The following is a 17,079-nucleotide window of genomic DNA, read 5'->3' as shown; positions in this document are numbered from 1 at the left end:
GATTTTTGAGTACTATTAATTCCAAAAATGATAGAACGTATTATGAGAGAAAACGACATGTTAGAAAAAGAAGAGATTTTTTCTAAAGTATTACGAGCAGGAAGAAGAACTTATTTCTTTGATGTGAGAGCTACCAAAGCTGATGACTATTACATTACAATTACAGAAAGTAAAAAGTTTACTGAAGAAGATGGTTCTTTTCATTTTAAAAAACACAAAATTTATTTATACAAAGAAGATTTTAGTGCTTTTGCCGAAATACTAGAAGAAATGACTTCGTATGTCTTGAACCACAAAGGCGAAGAAGTAATATCTGAAAGACATCAAAAAGATTTTAAGAAAGAATACGGTTCTGATAAAGCAGAAGAAACCTCCTCACAAATATCAAGTTTTACCGATATTGATTTTGACGATATTTAATTCTAAAATATTTTTAGAAAGTACGAGTCCAATATGTCCTGCATTTTGGACTTTTTTTATACATTTAAATTTCTATTTTAAAAAAATATAAAATGAAAAAACTTCTTATTTTGCTTGGTTTTTTCCTTATCGGAATTGTTTCATTTGGACAAAAATTAGCATACGAGACAAAATCAAACATTCAATATTACAACTCAACAACCAATAAATCTGACAGTTACATCAAAGAAAGATGTACATTAGACCTGTATTACCCTAAAAATGTCAAAGGTTTTGCTACTATAGTTTGGTTTCACGGAGGAGGATTAACAGGCGGAAATAAAGAAATTCCGGAAGTCCTAAAAGATAAAGGATTTGCCATTATTGGTGTTAATTACAGATTATCACCAAAAGTAAAAGCCGAAAAATGTATTGAAGATGCGGCAGCCGCAGTCGCTTGGGCATTCAACCATATTGCAGAATATGGAGGCGATACTTCACTAATTTTTGTTTCGGGACATTCTGCAGGCGGATATTTGACCACAATGATTGGTTTGGATAAGAAATGGCTGCAAAAAGAAACGATCGATGCTAATAAAATTGCCGGACTCATACCCTTTAGCGGTCAATGTATCACTCATTTTGAGATTAGAAAAGAAAATGGAATTCCGGAAACACAGCCAACAATTGACCGTTTTGCCCCATTATTTTATGTTCGAGCAGATGCTCCACCACTTTTGTTAATTACCGGTGATCGGGAATTAGAAATGTTAGGTCGATACGAAGAGAATGCCTATCTGGCCAGAATGATGAAAATTGCGGGACACAAAAAAACCAAACTTTTTGAATTGGACGGATACGGCCACGGAATGACCGAACCCGGCTTTCCTTTGCTTGTCAATGAAGTAAATCGAATTATTAAAGAACAACGACCACAAAAATAATTGAAGCATAAAAATCCCAGCAATGGAAACAAAATTATTAATATTACCGGGACTTGGAAATTCTGGTGAGAAACACTGGCAAACCTTTTGGCATAAAAAATTCGAAACCTCAAGCCGAATCATTCATGACAATTGGGACGAACCTATTCTGGAAGAATGGCTGTCAAGACTGAACGAAGAAATTGATAAACTGGATAGTCCAACTATTTTGGTAGCGCATAGTCTGGCCGTTTCATTAGTGCTGCATTGGGCACAAAATGTTAGCAGTAAAAACGTGGTAGGCGCTTTACTTGTAGCTCCCGCCGATGTAGATTCACCAAAACATACGCCCGAATGCATTCGTAATTTTTCTCCAATGCCTCTTTTTCAATTACCGTTTCCTTCTATTTTGGTTGCAAGTGAAAATGATCCTTACGCCTCTTTTGAAAGAAAAGAATATTTTGCCAAAATCTGGGGAAGCGATTTTGTAAATGTGGGGCAAAAAGGACACATCAACTCTGATTCTGATTTAAAATATTGGGAAGAAGGTCAGGAAATATTAGAACAATTGATAGTAAAGATCAAAGCATTTTACAAATAACATTCGGCAAAATCCGTATTTGCAATCAAAAAACAAATTAACCTATACGCAAACCATTTTCAATCCTAAAATCGGGTGCTAGCAGGATCACGTCTCCCTCCTCGCCTACTGCACCAAGCACCAGACACTCGCTCATAAATTTGCCTATTTGTTTTTTAGGAAAATTAACAACCGAAACGATTTGTCGGTTTAACAAATCTTCTTTTTGGTAGCGTTTGGTAATTTGAGCCGATGATTTCCTAATCCCAATCTCTGCACCAAAATCAATGGTCAGCTGAAAAGCTGGTTTTCTCGCTTCTGGAAAATCATTTACCTCGATTATTGTACCTATACGCATATCTGTCCTTTCAAATTCACTCCAAGTCAAATCCATTTTTTATTTGTTAAATAATTATTTTACAAACGTATTAATTTTGCAATTGACAGCCTTAATTCTGTAAGATATTTTTCTAATAAAGAATTAGTTTTACAAAAGCGATTAAGTAAAACAACTCCTTTAAAATAATAAAATGGAAAATATTCTCATTCAAAACGACACCACTTTAAGAGATTCACACTTTGATGTGCAACATCCTAATAGTGATAAATTTATAGAAACGGAACAAAATGTTAAGTTGTATGTAAAGGATTATGGGCAAGGAAAACCCGTAATTCTTATTCATGGCTGGCCACTTTCTAATGAAATGTGGGAATATCAAATCGACTTTCTGGTTCAGAACAATTATCGTGTAATTGCCTATGATCGAAGAGGATTTGGCAAATCATCGCAACCCTGGAACGGTTATGATTACGACACTTTAACAGATGATTTAAAACAAATTATCGATCAGCTAGAGTTAGAAAACGTAACTCTTGTAGGCTTTTCTATGGGTGGTGGCGAAGTGGTTCGTTATTTTAGCCGTCATGGCGGAAAAGGAGTTACAAAAGCGGTTTTACTATCATCTGTTATACCCTTTTTATTACAGACAGAAGACAATCCTTACGGGCATCCAAAGGAAAAAAGTGAAGGTACTGCGGAGGCTATCAAAGATGACAGAATTGCTTTTATAGATAATTTTGGCAAAACTTTTTTTGGTGTTAACATTATCAATAAACCTTTGAGTAATCCGCTGCTTGAATATTATCGAGCGCTTTGTTCTGCCGGATCTCCAAGAGCTACCTTAAAATGTGCTGAGTCTTTTTCGAATACTGATTTTAGAGATGAATTACAGACCATTAAAGTACCAACTTTGATCATTCACGGAGATGACGATAAAATTGTTCCTATCGAACTTACCTCAGAAAAAGCTGCAAAAGCCATCACAAACAATACTTACATTGTCTATGAAGGAGCTCCGCACGGTTTATTTTATACCGAAAAAGAAAAATTAAATCAGGATTTACTACACTTCCTGAATTCATAATTTTTTTACCAATACCCAAAGGATGTACTGTTTTTTTTGAGCAAGAACTTATTCTTTGGGTATTTTTTACCTTTACTACCGCTTTATTACAAAAATTAAAAGTTAAATTTGAAGAACTAATTTTCTGTAAAAAATGGCACAGACAGCTTCAAATAGGTTTCCGCTTGGAACTATTGCTCCCAACTTCAAATTAAAAGATACCAACTCGAATGACACTTATTCATTTGAAGATTTAAAAGGATCAAAAGGAACATTGGTTCTTTTCATAGCCAACAATTGTCCTTTTGTCCTTCACGCTGTTCCCGAAATCATCATGATAGCCAATGATTATCGTGTACAAGGACTTGGTGTACTCGCTATTTCGAGTAATGACAGCATCAGTAATCCCGAAAATTCACCCGAGATGATGACCGAATTTGCCTTTCAGCATAAAATCGATTTTCCTTATTTATTTGATGAAAGTCAAGAAGTTGCAAAAGCATACGATGCTTCCTGCACGCCAGACATTTACTTGTTTGATAGTCAGGATAAATTATTTTATCATGGACAACTGGATGATTCGAGACCAGGAAATGAAATTCCGTTAAGCGGAAGTGATTTACGAAGTGCTATCGATGCCTTAATTTACAACAGAAGTTTAAAAAATCCTCAAAAGCCAAATATGGGTTGTGGCATAAAATGGAAATAGAAAAAGCATTCGCCGAAGAAAATGCTTTTTTTTAAATTTTACAATTGCGATGTAATATAATTAGATATTGAAGCCATTTGCGTATCGTCTAAATGTGCTTTTTTCTGCATTCTTACCAAAATAGGTTTCCATTGTTCCTGACTAAATTTCTTAGGTTCGTATAATTTGTGACACTTTGCACAATTATTATCATACAAGTTTTGTCCTGCGACCAACTCAGGGGTTAGTTCAACTGTTTTTGCTGCAGTCGCATTTTCAGTAGTTGCAGCTGGAACTGATGGTGTTTTTGTAGCGCACGAAAATAAAACGAGTGCGATGGAAATAGTTAAAATTCTTGATTTCATGTTTAGTTTATTTTGAAGTAAATATAAAAAATCCCATCTGGATTCAACCAGACGGGATTATTATTTTAAGTGAAACTTTAATTAAAATTAAAATTTTTATAGACTATTTAACGTCCATTAATTCAACATCAAAAATTAAAGTTGCGTTTGGCGGAATTACTCCTCCTGCACCCGCAGCTCCGTAAGCCAAATCAGATGGAATTACAAAACGAGCTTTGTCTCCTACTTGTAGCAAAGCGATCCCTTCATCCCAACCTTCAATAACCTGACCCTGACCTAATCTAAATTCGATTGGTTTTTTACGTGGATAAGATGAATCAAACACTTTTCCTGTTTCTAAAGATCCTTCGTAATGAACAGCAACTGTTTTACCTGCTTCTGCTTTTTTACCATCTCCTTTTTGAATCATTTTGTAACGCAAACCACTTTCTGTTTTATCAAAACCAGCGGCAAGCTGCTCCATTTTAGCCTCAGATTCTGCTTTTAAAGCAGCATCACGCTTTAGACGAGCACCTTTTAAAGCGATAAAAGCTTCAATAGCATTAAATTTTTGAGCTTCTTCTCCAACTCTGATAATTTCTAAAGTTTCAAGAGCGTCTCCCTGAGCTACAGCATCGACAACATCCTGACCTTCGATAACATGACCAAAAACAGTATGTTTACCATCTAACCAAGAAGTTGGAACATGCGTAATGTAAAACTGAGAACCATTGGTAGCAGGTCCTGAATTTGCCATTGCCAAAACTCCCGGACGATCGTGTTTCAAACTTGGGTGAAATTCATCATCAAATTTATAACCTGGATCTCCAGTTCCAGTACCTTTTGGACAACCTCCCTGAATCATAAAATCTGGAATTACTCTGTGAAAAGATAATCCGTCGTAAAATTTAGTTCCCTGAGGTTTTACTTTATTCTCCATATTTCCTTCTGCAAGAGCTACAAAATTCCCTACGGTTCCTGGTGTTAAGTCATGAGTTAGTTTCACTAAAATCGAACCTTTGCTCGTGTTGAATTTAGCGTATATTCCGTTTTCCATTGTTGTTATTTTTTAATTTTGAATGCAAATTTACGAATTAATTTTATATCAATTTGCGGTTTCTATTGTTTTAGATTTTGATTTAAATGTAACGCTATAAACAATCAATGCCAAAATGGCCAAAAGAGCACAACCGATCGCTACGGCATGCCATTGACCTATTTTCCATAATAATAATCCGTATGCAGAACCAGCGGCCGTTCCTAAAAAACTAAACGACATAAATACAGTATTCAATCTGTTTCTAGCTTCCGGAACTAATGAATATACTCTGGTTTGGTTCGAAATATGAACGCCTTGAATGCCTATGTCTATAAAAACAATTCCGATAATCACTCCGATAACACTTTCTATCGAAAAGTAAAAAATAATAAAACTGATCAGCATCAATAAACAACCATAACCTACAGCAACACGAGGATTTCCCTTGTCACCCATTTTACCAACCAGCGGAGCTGCCAAAGCTCCAGAAGCGCCTACGATCCCGAAAAGACCAATTGTGGCACTGTTGAAATTAAATGGAGCACCCGAAAGTAATAAAACCATAGTAGTCCAAAAAGCCCCAAACTGAGCAAAGCAAAAGACATTAATCAGGGTCGCTTCGCGCAAAACAGGTTGTGTTTTTATTAAGGTAAAAAGTGATTGTATTAATTGACCGTATGTACCCGAAAACTGTGGTTTATTGACTGGGAATTTCTTTTGGATAGCAAAAAATATCAAAAGACAAATGCCAGCAGCGATCCAAAACATGGATCTCCAGCCTAAAACCTGACCTATAAACCCGCTTAGAGTTCGCGACAACAAAATACCAACCAGCAGACCGCTCATGATCGTTCCGATGACTTTGCCTCTTTGTTCCTGACTCGTTAATGACGCTGCCAAAGGCAAAATAAGCTGCGGAACAATTGAGGTGATTCCTATAAGTAAAGATGCTATTTGCAAAATAAAGAAACTTTTGGCCGTAGCCGCAATAATTAGAGCGATTACGGATGCTAAGGTAGTCATTAGAATTTGCTTTTTTCTTTCGATTTTATCGCCCAATGGCACCATAAAAAACAATCCTATTGCGTAACCCGCCTGAGTCAGGTAGGTTATTGTTCCCGCATTGGCTTCAGGAATTTTAAATTCGTTGGCAATTAAAACAATTAAAGGCTGACAGTAATAGAGATTTGCAACTATAAGTCCAGTGCAAACTGCCATAAATAAGACACTCGTTTTGGATAAATTCATTAGGCAAAAATACTATTCTAATTTAGAACTAAAGTTTAAAAAAATATAAAATTTAAAACTAAAAACCACACCTGTTTTGAATTTAATATGTTCTTCCCTGCATGAAATCCTCCCGAATAGGACTAAAAACATCCGTTAGAATTCCAGTTTCTAAACAAACAACGCCATGAATTGCATGAGGCGGAATATAAAAACTGTCTCCTTCTTCTAAAGTCTGAGTAACACCATTAATAGTTACATCAAATTTTCCGCTAGAAATATACGTTACCTGAGTATGATAATGATCGTGCAAAGCTCCAATAGCACCTTTTTCAAAATGTACGCTAACCAGCATTACGCGATCATCAAAAGCCATAATTTTGCGTTTAACGCCTTCTCCAACCACTTCCCACTCTATTTCTGCTCCTTTTATAAATTCTTTGCTGGTACCGAAACTTTGCATATTACCTATTTTATTGATATTGCTACAAAAATACTTTTTTCAGGCAATATTTAGGATTAAATCAATTTTTTTGAGATAAAATCATGACTTTTTATTATTGAATCGAAGGGATTTGGGTTGTAATTATTTTCCTGCTCTACAAAGAAATGGTGCATTCCGGATTGTTTTGCTTCCATGAAAATGGATTTAAAATCAATAGAACCTGAACCAATTTCAGTATTTAATTTTCGATTTACTTTATCCATATCTTTTACATGCCACATGCTGAATCGGCCGGGATTTTGCTGAAATAAATCAACTGGATTTAAACCTGAAAAAACGACCCAATACAAATCCATTTCAAAATAAACCAACTGTTTATCTGTTTCTTGGATTAATATCTGGTAGCCTGAAGTACCGTTGTGATTTTCAAATTCAAAATCATGATTATGGTAAGCCAGTTTTAAACCTTCGTTTTGACACATTTTTCCCGCTTCGTTAAGAGCTGCAGATATTTTTTTATAATCGTCTGTATTTTTTCTGTAAGGCTCATCAACCCACGGGATTGTTAAGTATTCACTCTTTAAAATTTTCGCTGCTTCGATGGCTGCTTTGAGTTCTGTTTTATTTCCATCAACCAAAAAGCTACCCAAATTATAATGTCCACTTACAGATTTCAATCCGTTTGAATCCAGAATTTGTTTTAATGCTATTGGTGACAATCCCCAAAATTGATCTTTAATAGAAAATCCATAGGTTTCTACGTTTGTATACCCAGCTTTTGCTACTTTTTCTAAAGTTCCTTTTGCGTTGTTCGAGAGTTCCTTTCGCAAAGTATAAAGCTGTAAACCTATTTCCTTTTTATCCATTGTAAAAGCTAATGAAGGTGCAATCAGAACAGCTGTTGCAGCCAAACTATTGTTGATTATAAAAGTACGTCGTGTTACCATTTTCAAAATAATATTCTCAATGTAAAGTTACTATTTCCCTAATGAATAAACTCAATTTGAAAATCGATTTGTCTTATTTAAAAAGCTAAAATCAAAAATAAACGGAAAAATTTCTCCTTTTAAATTGAATTACCAACTCGAAAATAAATATTTAATTGTCGATAATTTGTATTCATTAAAGCTATTAAACTCTATTTATGAAAAAGAAGAGAAGCAGGAGAATGGATAATTGAATTAAAAAATGATATCAAAATTATTCATTTGATGAGTTTAAGATATTAAGTAAAGTTTTACAAATAAAAAAACATCTAATTTGACAAGATACTTTTTTACAACAATTTAAAAAAAAACACTTTACTTAATTTACACTCAACATATTATCAACTCCAATTAATTTATCGGCATCAATTTGCTGTGGCGGATATTCTTGTTTTTCATTTCTCCATGAAGAAACTTTTCCTTCCGTATTGATGTAAACAAACATATATTTCCAATAGTTTGCGCCCACCATTGTAGAACCATTCTGGCTATGAGAATTTGTATAAATCTGATCAGCGTAAATAAGTATTTCGCCTTTGGTATCATTATTCAAAGTACGTACAGGCGCACCTAAACTCTTCATAACTTTATTTTTTGTCTGTCCGATTAATTTATCTCCATCATTTTTAGAACTGGAGCATGCGCAGATTATTAATGTCGCGGTTAGTAAAATAATTTTTTTCATAAGATTACTATTTTAGATGTTTTTAGTCAAATTTCAATCATTAAAGATTAATACTATAATAGTAGGTGTTATAATATATAAAAAACTTACATAAAGATACTGTAATTTTACACAATTATCACTTAAATAATTAAAATTCAATTAATTAAATTTAGAAACTCATATTTATTACCTTATTTGGCATACAACTCTGTATATCAGTAAATTCTTTAATTTTTAAGGCTTTGTTTTTTAAATTTCTCAAAAATTTACTTTGTATCTTTGCCACTCATAAATTTTTAAGAAAAACAATGCGAATTGATATCATTACCATTTTACCCGAATTATTAAAAAGTCCGTTTGAGGCTTCGATTATGAAACGTGCTATCGATAAAGGTTTGGTAGAAGTTCATTTTCATAATCTTCGTGATTATACCACCAACAAACAAAAAAGTGTTGACGATTATCCGTTTGGCGGAGGTGCCGGAATGGTAATGACGGTGCAGCCAATTGATGCCTGTATAACGCATTTGAAGAGCGAAAGAACTTACGATGAAATAATTTATATGTCGCCAGACGGAGAAACTCTGAACCAGAAGATGGCCAACACAATGTCGATGTATGAGAATATTATCATTTTGTGCGGACATTATAAAGGAGTAGATCAGCGTGTGCGAGATCATTTTATTACGAGAGAAATTTCGATTGGCGATTATGTTTTGTCGGGAGGAGAATTGGGCGCGTTGGTTTTGTCGGATGCTTTGATTCGTTTAATTCCAGGTGTTTTAAGCGACGAAACTTCGGCTTTAACAGATAGTTTCCAGGATAATTTACTTTCGGGACCCATATATACTAGACCTGCAGATTATAAAGGATGGAAAGTTCCAGACGTTTTAACCAGCGGTCATTTTGCCAAAATTGACAAGTGGCGCGAGGATATGGCGTATGAACACACCAAAAACAGACGTCCGGATTTGCTAAATGAGTCATAAAATCTTAAAATTGTAAAACAAAAACATTTTTAAACTTTCGACTTGTAACTTTCGACTTTTTTTGTATTTTTGCACCAAAATTAGACTAACCTCTGGCGAGATCCGTGAATGTTGCTCTATATAAAAACCATAATTATAAGATATCATGGCAGATTTAATGAAATTCGTTCAAACCGAATTAGTTGCTAAAAAAGATTTCCCTGTTTTCGGAGCTGGAGATACAATCACAGTTTACTACGAAATTAAAGAGGGTGAAAAAACAAGAACTCAGTTTTTTAAAGGAGTTGTTATTCAAAGAAGAGGTTCTGGTAACACAGAAACTTTTACTATTCGTAAAATGTCTGGAGCTATTGGTGTTGAGCGTATCTTCCCAGTAAACTTGCCAGCTTTGCAAAAAATTGAAATCAACAAAAAAGGAGCTGTACGTAGAGCTAGAATTTTCTACTTCAGAGAACTTACTGGTAAAAAAGCTAAGATTAAGGATAAAAGAAGATAATTTATTATCTCTTTGTTATAAAAAACTCGTTTCAAGTAATTTGAAACGAGTTTTTTTTTATTCTTATAATTTAAAATAATAAAACTGCAATTTTTTAATATCAAAACCACCGATTTGATAATTTTAAGTCGCCGAAATAACAATCTGCTAATTTGAGTATTTATCCGGAAAACTACACCGTTTTCGGACTGATTTTATTATATTTGCTGCGCTCATTCTGAGCCAAATATACCTTTTACATCGCTCACCCTTGGCGATACGATTATAAAAAAAAAAAAAAAAATGACACAGAATTCTAAAATTTATTACACCTTAACTGATGAGGCGCCATTGTTAGCGACTTATTCTTTTTTACCTATTGTTCAAGCTTTTACAGCTACAGCTGGCATTGCAATCGAAACCAGAGATATCTCGATAGTGGGTAGAATTTTATCCAATTTTCCTGAGTTTCTTACAGATTCGCAAAAAACCGGAGATGCATTGGCAGAATTAGGTCAATTGGCAACACAACCTGAAGCCAATATTATCAAATTGCCTAATGTTTCTGCTTCTGTACCGCAGCTAAAAGCCGCTATTGCAGAATTGCAGTCTCATGGTTATAAAATACCTGATTTTCCTGAAGAGCCTCAAAACGATGCCGAAAAGGAAATTAAGGCAAAATATGCTAAAGTTTTAGGTTCTGCTGTAAATCCGGTTTTACGTGAAGGAAACTCTGACCGTAGAGCGCCAAGAGCAGTAAAAAACTTTGCAAAAGCAAATCCTCACTCAATGGGTGCATGGTCTGCCGACTCAAAAACAAAAGTAGCTTCGATGCCAAACGGTGACTTTTACGCGAGTGAAAAATCGGTAACAGTAGCAGAAGCGAATGATGTAAAAATAGAATTTGTTGCAAAAGACGGTACAACTACTGTTCTTAAAGCAAGTACGCCGCTTAAAGCAGGAGAAATTATTGATAGCTCTGTATTAAACTTACACGCTTTAAAAACTTTTGTTGCCGGTGCAATTGCAGATGCTAAAAAAGAAGGTGTTTTACTTTCTGTCCATTTGAAAGCGACGATGATGAAAGTGTCTGATCCAATTATCTTTGGCGCTATCGTTGAAGTTTATTTTGCTGATCTTTTCAAAAAATACGAAGCTTTATTCAATGAATTAAACATTGATACTCGCAATGGTTTAGGAGATATTTATGCAAAAATTGCTGGAAGACCTGAACAAGCTGAAGTAGAAGCTGACATTACAAAAGCGATCGAAAACGGACCTGCTATTGCAATGGTTAATTCTGATAAAGGAATTACCAACTTACACGTTCCATCTGATGTAATTGTTGATGCTTCTATGCCAGCAATGATTCGTACTTCTGGACAGATGTACAATAAAGAAGGAAAACAACAAGATACAATCGCTGTTATTCCAGACCGTTCTTACGCTGGAATTTACACGGCTACTATTGACTTCTGTAAAAAACACGGTGCTTTTGATCCTAAAACAATGGGAAGTGTTCCTAACGTAGGTTTGATGGCCCAAAAAGCTGAAGAATATGGTTCTCACGACAAAACTTTCCAAATGATCGGTGATGGCGTTGTGCGTGTAGTAGACAACAAAGGAACTGTTTTAATGGAGCAAAATGTTGAAACTAATGATATTTTTAGAATGTGCCAGGCTAAAGATGCTCCTATTCAGGATTGGGTAAAACTAGCCGTAAACAGAGCACGTTTGTCTGATACTCCTGCCGTTTTCTGGCTTGACGAAAACAGAGCGCACGACAGAGAATTGATTACCAAAGTTCAGAAATACCTAAAAGACTACAATACAACCAACCTAGACATACGTATCCTAAACCCAGTGGCTGCCACAGAATTTACTCTTGACAGAATTATTAAAGGTTTAGACACTATTTCTGTAACTGGAAACGTTCTGCGTGATTATTTAACCGATTTGTTCCCTATTTTAGAATTAGGAACTTCTGCAAAAATGCTTTCTATCGTTCCTTTAATGAATGGTGGTGGATTGTTTGAAACGGGTGCTGGAGGTTCTGCCCCTAAACACGTTGAGCAATTTACAGAAGAAGGTTATTTGCGTTGGGATTCGTTAGGAGAATTTTTAGCTCTTGGTGCTTCATTAGAGCATTTAGGACAAAGTTTAAACAATTCTAAAGCAATTGTATTATCTGAAACTTTAGACGAAGCCAACGATAAATTCCTTGCAAATGATAAATCTCCAGCACGTAAAATAGGTCAGATTGACAACCGTGGCTCTCATTTTTACCTTGCTTTCTATTGGGCTCAAGCTTTGGCGGCTCAAAACAAAGATGCTGAATTGAAAGCCATTTTTACTCCAATTGCAGCTGAATTCGAAGCTAACGAAGCTAAAATTGATGCTGAATTAATTGGCGCGCAAGGAAAACCTCAGGAACTGGGTGGTTATTACCAGCCAAATCCTGAATTAGTAAGTAAGGCAATGCGTCCTAGTGCAACTTTTAATGCAATTCTTGCTGAAATTAAATAAATATCAACACGTGTTATTATACTACTTTAAGAAAGGCAACCCGCAATGGTTGCCTTTTTTTATCTTAACTAATGTTTAACAATTGATTTACGGAAATATTTAGTAAGAATTCTTAACTATGTCAATCAAAACCACGACAATGATAACAAACAAAATTGCCGCATTTCTTATTATTATTTTCACCACTGTGACTTCCTTTTCTCAGGAAAAATTCACTTTAAGTGGCACTATACAAGACTTTAAAAACAACGAAACCTTAATTGGTGTAAATGTTTACATTCCATCTCTAAAAATCGGTACTACAACCAATGAATACGGTTTTTATTCGCTTACTGTTCCAGCTGGCGAATACCAGATCGAAATTAGCTATTTAGGGTATCAAACCATTCAAAAAACGATCATTTTAAATCAAAACACCAAGAATAATTTTGCTTTAAACGAAGGTGGTGAAGAATTAGAGGAAGTTGTTATTACTGATAATAAAGGTAAAATCAATATCAAATCGCCCGAAATGAGTATCAACAAACTCTCTATTTCGACCATAAAAAAAATGCCCGTAGTGATGGGAGAAGTTGATGTTTTAAAATCAATTTTATTGCTTCCAGGCGTTACCAATGCTGGCGAAGGTGCATCAGGTTTTAATGTTCGTGGTGGTGGTGCAGACCAAAATTTAATTTTATTGGACGAAGCTACAATCTTTAATTCTTCTCACGTATTTGGTTTTTTCTCAGTTTTTAATCCAGATGCTATCAAAGATTTAAAATTATATAAAGGCGGTATTCCTTCTCGCTATGGCGGAAGAGCTTCTTCTGTTTTGGATATTTACCAAAAAGACGGAAACAGCAAAGAATTCCATGTAAATGGTGGAATCGGATTGATTTCGAGCAGAATTCTTGCCGAAGGTCCTTTGGTAAAAGACAAAGGTTCTTTTTTAATTGGCGGAAGGGCTTCATACGCTCATTTGTTCTTGAAATTTTCTGAAGATCAAAAAGACAACTCGGCTTATTTTTATGATTTGAATACTAAATTAAGTTATAAATTAAACGACAATAACAGTTTGTACTTATCGGGTTATTTTGGTCGCGATGTCTTTAGTTTAAACAAAAGTTTTACCAATATTTATGGAAACTCAACGCTAAATTTACGTTGGAACCACTTATACTCAGACAAGCTGTTTTCGAATTTATCATTGATTTACAGTGATTATTATTACGGTCTTGATCTGGATTTTGTCGGATTTACATGGGATTCGGGCATTAAAAACTACAATATCAAATATGATTTTAAGAACTATATTTCGGATAAATTCAAATTGAATTATGGTCTAAATGGTATTTATTATGAATTTAACCCGGGAACTATCAAGCCAAGCAATGACGAGTCGGGAATTAACCCCGATCAATTAGATAAAAAATATGCTTTTGAACCAGCGGTTTACATAGAAGCTGAAAATCAACTTTCGACAAAAATCACCGTTTCGTACGGACTGCGTTACAGCTTATTTTATCGTCTGGGTGCTTCGACAATTAATTATTATGAAAATGATAGTCCGGTGACTTTCAACCCTGAACTTCAGATTTACGAAAAAGGAATTCCTACTTCTACTCAATATTTTAGTAAAAACAAATCGATAAAAAGTTACAATAACTTAGAACCCCGATTTTCAGTTTCATATCAGCTCAATGATGATCAGGCTTTAAAAGCCAGTTACAATAGAATGGCGCAATATCTTCAATTAATTTCGAATACCTCATCGCCTACTCCGCTTGATGTCTGGATGCCAAGTGATAATTATATCAAACCACAAATTGCAGATCAGGTGGCATTTGGATACTTTAGAAACATCAGTGACGGAGCCTATTCTATCGAAGCTGAAACCTATTACAAAAAAATTCAAAACCGACTTGATTATATCGATGGAGCCGATTTGATTGCAAATGATGCTATCGAACAAGTAATTTTAAACGGCAGAATGCGTTCTTATGGTTTAGAAATTATGTTTAAGAAAAATGAAGGCAAATTAAACGGATGGATTTCGTACACACTATCAAAATCTGAGCAGCAAACACCGGGAAGAACTCCACAGGAAAGCGGTATCAACAACGGACAATGGTACAACTCTGCTTATGACAAAACCCACAACCTTGCTATAACATCCTCTTATAATTTGAACGAAAAATGGTCTTTTGGAGCCAATTTTGCTTTGCAATCGGGACAGCCTGTAACCTATCCGAACGGCCAATATGAATATTTAGGAATTACGGTGCCGAGTTATGGGTTGCGTAACGAAAATCGTTTGCCAGCCTATCATCATTTAGACATTTCGGCTACCTTGACACCCAGAAAAAATAAGGGCAGAAATTGGAAGGGCGAATGGGTATTTAGTATCTATAACCTGTATAATAGACAAAATGCCGCTTCGATCAATTTTCGCCAGAACGTAGACACAGGTGATAATGAAGCCGTAAAAACATCTATTTTCGGTGTAGTTCCTGCCGTGAGTTATAACTTTAAATTCTAAAAAAAACACTTTCTATCAAAAGAAAATAAATCATATTGTTATGAAAAAATTACACTTATTAATTGTGCTTTTTATGGCTCTTTTCTTTACCAATTGCGAAGAAGTAATAGATATTGATCTGGATGCTGCTCCACCAAAATTGGTTATAGAAGCAGCAATCAACTGGGAAAAAGGAACGACAGGAACTCAACAAACCATAAAACTAACGACCACAGCTGATTATTTTGAAAACAAAGTTCCAACCGTTTCGGGAGCGACTGTTTTTGTCCGAAACAGCAGCAACCAACAATTCAACTTTACAGAAATACCCGAAACAGGACAATATGTATGCAATAATTTCATACCAGTAATTGGTCAGACGTATACGCTGACAGTCATCAGTAATGGCAATACTTACAATGCTTCTGAAACATTTAAAGCAGTTGCTCCTATTACCCGAATTGAGCAAAATAACGAAGGTGGTTTTACTGGACAAGACATTGAGATAAAAACTTTTTACAATGATCCTGCCAACGAAAACAACTATTATTTGTATAAATATCTGTATTCTAACAAAGTAAAATCGAACTATTATGCAGATGAGGATAAGTTTTTTGAAGGCAACGAATTTTTTAGTATTTCTGATGACGAAGACTTAAAGCCCGGCGATGTGATTGAGATAACACACATTGGTATCTCTAAACAATATTACAACTACATCAGTATTTTGGTTAGTATTGCGGGTAATAGTTCAGGAGGACCTTTTCAGTCGCCACCAGCAACGGTGAGAGGAAATATCATCAACACAACCGATTCTGCCAATTATCCGTTGGGTTATTTTTCGCTTAGCGAAACCGATTCCAGAAAGTACATCATAGAATAACACAAGAAAAATGGAAGCCAGAATCGAAAAATTATCCGAACAAAAGCTAATTGGGCAATACATTTCAATGAATTTTATAGAAAACAAAACTTTTCAGTTATGGAGAGGCTTTATGCCGAGAAGAAAAGAAATTAAAAACACCATCAACTCCAATTTATATTCGCTTGAAGTATTTCCCGTTGGCCATTTTGATCCTTTTGATCCTAACAATACTTTCCAAAAATGGGCGGCAGTTGCGGTTTCATATTTTAACGAAGTTCCTTCAGAAATGCATACTTTAGTTATTCCAGAGGGCAACTACGCTGTTTTTACTCACAAAGGTTCTTCAAATGATGCTCAAAAAACCTACCAGGCTATTTTTACAAAATGGTTACCCAATTCTGCCTATATTGTTGACGAAAGGCCTCATTTTGCTGTGATGACCGATAAATACAAAAAAGACGACCCCAATGCCGAAGAGGATATTTGGATTCCGATAAAAAATAAAATTTAAGAATACTTATGTTAATCGAAACTCTAAAATCACTTTTTGACCGAGACCTTAACAAACTTAAAAGCGAAATCGAAGCCTATCAGGACGAAAGCAAAATTTGGGCAATCGATAAAAATATCGCCAATTCTACAGGAAATATTTGCTTGCACCTCATCGGGAATATAAATGCCTATATTGGTGCAGAAATTGGTAAAACAGGTTACAATAGAAACAGGCCTTTAGAATTTTCATCAAAAGACATTCCCAAATCCGAATTAATCAGTAAAATCGAAGATACTATCTCGGTAGTCAACAATGCGCTTGACAGCTTGACAGAAGCTGATTTAGCAGCTATTTACCCGCAAATCGTTTTTGAAAAAGAAATGACAACAGGTTTTTTTCTAGTACATCTTTCTACGCATCTCGCCTATCATTTAGGACAAATCAATTACCACCGAAGATTGGTTTAAGAGAGGAACTGATTTTATGAGGGACTAAGATTCTAAGTTTTTCAAATTAAAGTCATAAATTAG

General features: G+C 35.0%; 19 protein-coding genes. 12 read left to right on the top strand and 7 right to left on the bottom strand.

From position 1 onward, the window contains the following. Window positions 1-42: 42 nt before the first annotated feature. The 3 genes from J3495_RS05505 (at window position 43) to J3495_RS05495 (ending at window position 1,923) form a co-directional block, all read left to right on the top strand. Window positions 43-420, top strand: coding sequence for a PUR family DNA/RNA-binding protein (locus J3495_RS05505; protein ID WP_210665614.1), 378 nt, complete (start codon window positions 43-45; stop codon window positions 418-420). A 92-nt stretch (window positions 421-512) separates the two neighbouring features. After that, on the top strand, window positions 513-1,343 hold the full coding sequence (locus tag J3495_RS05500; RefSeq protein WP_210665569.1) for an alpha/beta hydrolase: 831 nt from the start codon (window positions 513-515) through the stop codon (window positions 1,341-1,343). A 22-nt stretch (window positions 1,344-1,365) separates the two neighbouring features. Beyond that, complete coding sequence (locus J3495_RS05495) at window positions 1,366-1,923, top strand: RBBP9/YdeN family alpha/beta hydrolase (RefSeq protein WP_210665568.1); 558 nt, start codon at window positions 1,366-1,368, stop codon at window positions 1,921-1,923. Between the two features lie 37 nt (window positions 1,924-1,960). On the opposite strand, the gene J3495_RS05490 is transcribed toward J3495_RS05495, so the two are convergent. Then, on the bottom strand, window positions 1,961-2,296 hold the full coding sequence (locus J3495_RS05490; RefSeq protein WP_210665567.1) for a tRNA-binding protein: 336 nt from the start codon (window positions 2,294-2,296) through the stop codon (window positions 1,961-1,963). Window positions 2,297-2,432: 136 nt separating this feature from the next. Between J3495_RS05490 and J3495_RS05485 the strand changes: the two genes are divergently transcribed. Both J3495_RS05485 and J3495_RS05480 read left to right on the top strand, forming a co-directional pair. Continuing rightward, window positions 2,433-3,326, top strand: a complete 894-nt coding sequence (locus J3495_RS05485; RefSeq protein WP_210665566.1) for an alpha/beta fold hydrolase — start codon at window positions 2,433-2,435, stop codon at window positions 3,324-3,326. 133 nt (window positions 3,327-3,459) lie between these two features. Continuing rightward, the gene (locus J3495_RS05480) at window positions 3,460-4,014 is read left to right on the top strand and encodes a thioredoxin family protein (protein ID WP_210665565.1); all 555 of its coding nucleotides are present in this window, start codon (window positions 3,460-3,462) and stop codon (window positions 4,012-4,014) included. Window positions 4,015-4,052: 38 nt separating this feature from the next. Here J3495_RS05480 and J3495_RS05475 read toward each other — a convergent pair whose 3' ends face one another. From J3495_RS05475 to J3495_RS05450, 6 genes are all read right to left on the bottom strand, one after another. Further along, window positions 4,053-4,358, bottom strand: a complete 306-nt coding sequence (locus J3495_RS05475) for a cytochrome c (RefSeq protein WP_210665564.1) — start codon at window positions 4,356-4,358, stop codon at window positions 4,053-4,055. Window positions 4,359-4,461: 103 nt separating this feature from the next. Further along, entirely contained in the window at window positions 4,462-5,394 is a 933-nt protein-coding gene (locus J3495_RS05470) for a peptidylprolyl isomerase (protein ID WP_210665563.1), read from the bottom strand. A 48-nt stretch (window positions 5,395-5,442) separates the two neighbouring features. After that, window positions 5,443-6,594: an MFS transporter gene (locus J3495_RS05465; protein ID WP_236025400.1), complete on the bottom strand. Its 1,152-nt coding sequence runs from the start codon at window positions 6,592-6,594 to the stop codon at window positions 5,443-5,445. A 112-nt stretch (window positions 6,595-6,706) separates the two neighbouring features. Further along, window positions 6,707-7,066, bottom strand: a complete 360-nt coding sequence (locus J3495_RS05460) for a cupin domain-containing protein (protein ID WP_210665561.1) — start codon at window positions 7,064-7,066, stop codon at window positions 6,707-6,709. A gap of 56 nt (window positions 7,067-7,122) precedes the next feature. Continuing rightward, window positions 7,123-7,995 (bottom strand): sugar phosphate isomerase/epimerase family protein, encoded by an 873-nt coding sequence (locus tag J3495_RS05455; protein WP_210665560.1) that lies wholly within the window; start codon window positions 7,993-7,995, stop codon window positions 7,123-7,125. A gap of 358 nt (window positions 7,996-8,353) precedes the next feature. Further along, the gene (locus J3495_RS05450) at window positions 8,354-8,719 is read right to left on the bottom strand and encodes a hypothetical protein (RefSeq protein ID WP_210665559.1); all 366 of its coding nucleotides are present in this window, start codon (window positions 8,717-8,719) and stop codon (window positions 8,354-8,356) included. A gap of 290 nt (window positions 8,720-9,009) precedes the next feature. Between J3495_RS05450 and trmD the strand changes: the two genes are divergently transcribed. From trmD to J3495_RS05415, 7 genes are all read left to right on the top strand, one after another. Continuing rightward, window positions 9,010-9,690: a tRNA (guanosine(37)-N1)-methyltransferase TrmD gene (trmD, locus tag J3495_RS05445; protein ID WP_210665558.1), complete on the top strand. Its 681-nt coding sequence runs from the start codon at window positions 9,010-9,012 to the stop codon at window positions 9,688-9,690. A 145-nt stretch (window positions 9,691-9,835) separates the two neighbouring features. Further along, on the top strand, window positions 9,836-10,186 hold the full coding sequence (gene rplS / locus J3495_RS05440) for a 50S ribosomal protein L19 (RefSeq protein WP_055098496.1): 351 nt from the start codon (window positions 9,836-9,838) through the stop codon (window positions 10,184-10,186). 282 nt (window positions 10,187-10,468) lie between these two features. Next, window positions 10,469-12,691, top strand: a complete 2,223-nt coding sequence (locus tag J3495_RS05435; protein ID WP_210665557.1) for an NADP-dependent isocitrate dehydrogenase — start codon at window positions 10,469-10,471, stop codon at window positions 12,689-12,691. A 139-nt stretch (window positions 12,692-12,830) separates the two neighbouring features. Next, the gene (locus J3495_RS05430; RefSeq protein WP_210665556.1) at window positions 12,831-15,212 is read left to right on the top strand and encodes a TonB-dependent receptor; all 2,382 of its coding nucleotides are present in this window, start codon (window positions 12,831-12,833) and stop codon (window positions 15,210-15,212) included. A 40-nt stretch (window positions 15,213-15,252) separates the two neighbouring features. After that, window positions 15,253-16,074, top strand: coding sequence for a DUF4249 domain-containing protein (locus tag J3495_RS05425; RefSeq protein WP_210665555.1), 822 nt, complete (start codon window positions 15,253-15,255; stop codon window positions 16,072-16,074). Between the two features lie 10 nt (window positions 16,075-16,084). Continuing rightward, window positions 16,085-16,567 carry a GyrI-like domain-containing protein gene (locus tag J3495_RS05420; protein WP_210665554.1) on the top strand — a complete coding sequence of 161 codons (483 nt, stop codon included), beginning with the start codon at window positions 16,085-16,087 and terminating at the stop codon, window positions 16,565-16,567. A gap of 8 nt (window positions 16,568-16,575) precedes the next feature. Next, complete coding sequence (locus J3495_RS05415; RefSeq protein WP_210665553.1) at window positions 16,576-17,016, top strand: DinB family protein; 441 nt, start codon at window positions 16,576-16,578, stop codon at window positions 17,014-17,016. Window positions 17,017-17,079 lie beyond the last annotated feature (63 nt).

The organism is Flavobacterium geliluteum, assembly GCF_017948595.1.
Classification (GTDB): domain Bacteria; phylum Bacteroidota; class Bacteroidia; order Flavobacteriales; family Flavobacteriaceae; genus Flavobacterium; species Flavobacterium flavipigmentatum.
Note: the sequence above shows the minus strand (reverse complement) of the source record. Positions and strands in the feature narration are given on the sequence as shown.

What these genes read in the sequence shown, in the direction of transcription:
- J3495_RS05505 (WP_210665614.1), top strand. Translation starts at nt 43, where the DNA reads ATGAGAGAAAACGACATGTTAGAAAAAGAAGAGATTTTTTCTAAAGTA.
- J3495_RS05500 (WP_210665569.1), top strand. Translation starts at nt 513, where the DNA reads ATGAAAAAACTTCTTATTTTGCTTGGTTTTTTCCTTATCGGAATTGTT.
- J3495_RS05495 (WP_210665568.1), top strand. Translation starts at nt 1,366, where the DNA reads ATGGAAACAAAATTATTAATATTACCGGGACTTGGAAATTCTGGTGAG.
- J3495_RS05490 (WP_210665567.1), bottom strand. Translation starts at nt 2,296, where the DNA reads ATGGATTTGACTTGGAGTGAATTTGAAAGGACAGATATGCGTATAGGT.
- J3495_RS05485 (WP_210665566.1), top strand. Translation starts at nt 2,433, where the DNA reads ATGGAAAATATTCTCATTCAAAACGACACCACTTTAAGAGATTCACAC.
- J3495_RS05480 (WP_210665565.1), top strand. Translation starts at nt 3,460, where the DNA reads ATGGCACAGACAGCTTCAAATAGGTTTCCGCTTGGAACTATTGCTCCC.
- J3495_RS05475 (WP_210665564.1), bottom strand. Translation starts at nt 4,358, where the DNA reads ATGAAATCAAGAATTTTAACTATTTCCATCGCACTCGTTTTATTTTCG.
- J3495_RS05470 (WP_210665563.1), bottom strand. Translation starts at nt 5,394, where the DNA reads ATGGAAAACGGAATATACGCTAAATTCAACACGAGCAAAGGTTCGATT.
- J3495_RS05465 (WP_236025400.1), bottom strand. Translation starts at nt 6,594, where the DNA reads ATGGCAGTTTGCACTGGACTTATAGTTGCAAATCTCTATTACTGTCAG.
- J3495_RS05460 (WP_210665561.1), bottom strand. Translation starts at nt 7,066, where the DNA reads ATGCAAAGTTTCGGTACCAGCAAAGAATTTATAAAAGGAGCAGAAATA.
- J3495_RS05455 (WP_210665560.1), bottom strand. Translation starts at nt 7,995, where the DNA reads ATGGTAACACGACGTACTTTTATAATCAACAATAGTTTGGCTGCAACA.
- J3495_RS05450 (WP_210665559.1), bottom strand. Translation starts at nt 8,719, where the DNA reads ATGAAAAAAATTATTTTACTAACCGCGACATTAATAATCTGCGCATGC.
- trmD (WP_210665558.1), top strand. Translation starts at nt 9,010, where the DNA reads ATGCGAATTGATATCATTACCATTTTACCCGAATTATTAAAAAGTCCG.
- rplS (WP_055098496.1), top strand. Translation starts at nt 9,836, where the DNA reads ATGGCAGATTTAATGAAATTCGTTCAAACCGAATTAGTTGCTAAAAAA.
- J3495_RS05435 (WP_210665557.1), top strand. Translation starts at nt 10,469, where the DNA reads ATGACACAGAATTCTAAAATTTATTACACCTTAACTGATGAGGCGCCA.
- J3495_RS05430 (WP_210665556.1), top strand. Translation starts at nt 12,831, where the DNA reads ATGATAACAAACAAAATTGCCGCATTTCTTATTATTATTTTCACCACT.
- J3495_RS05425 (WP_210665555.1), top strand. Translation starts at nt 15,253, where the DNA reads ATGAAAAAATTACACTTATTAATTGTGCTTTTTATGGCTCTTTTCTTT.
- J3495_RS05420 (WP_210665554.1), top strand. Translation starts at nt 16,085, where the DNA reads ATGGAAGCCAGAATCGAAAAATTATCCGAACAAAAGCTAATTGGGCAA.
- J3495_RS05415 (WP_210665553.1), top strand. Translation starts at nt 16,576, where the DNA reads ATGTTAATCGAAACTCTAAAATCACTTTTTGACCGAGACCTTAACAAA.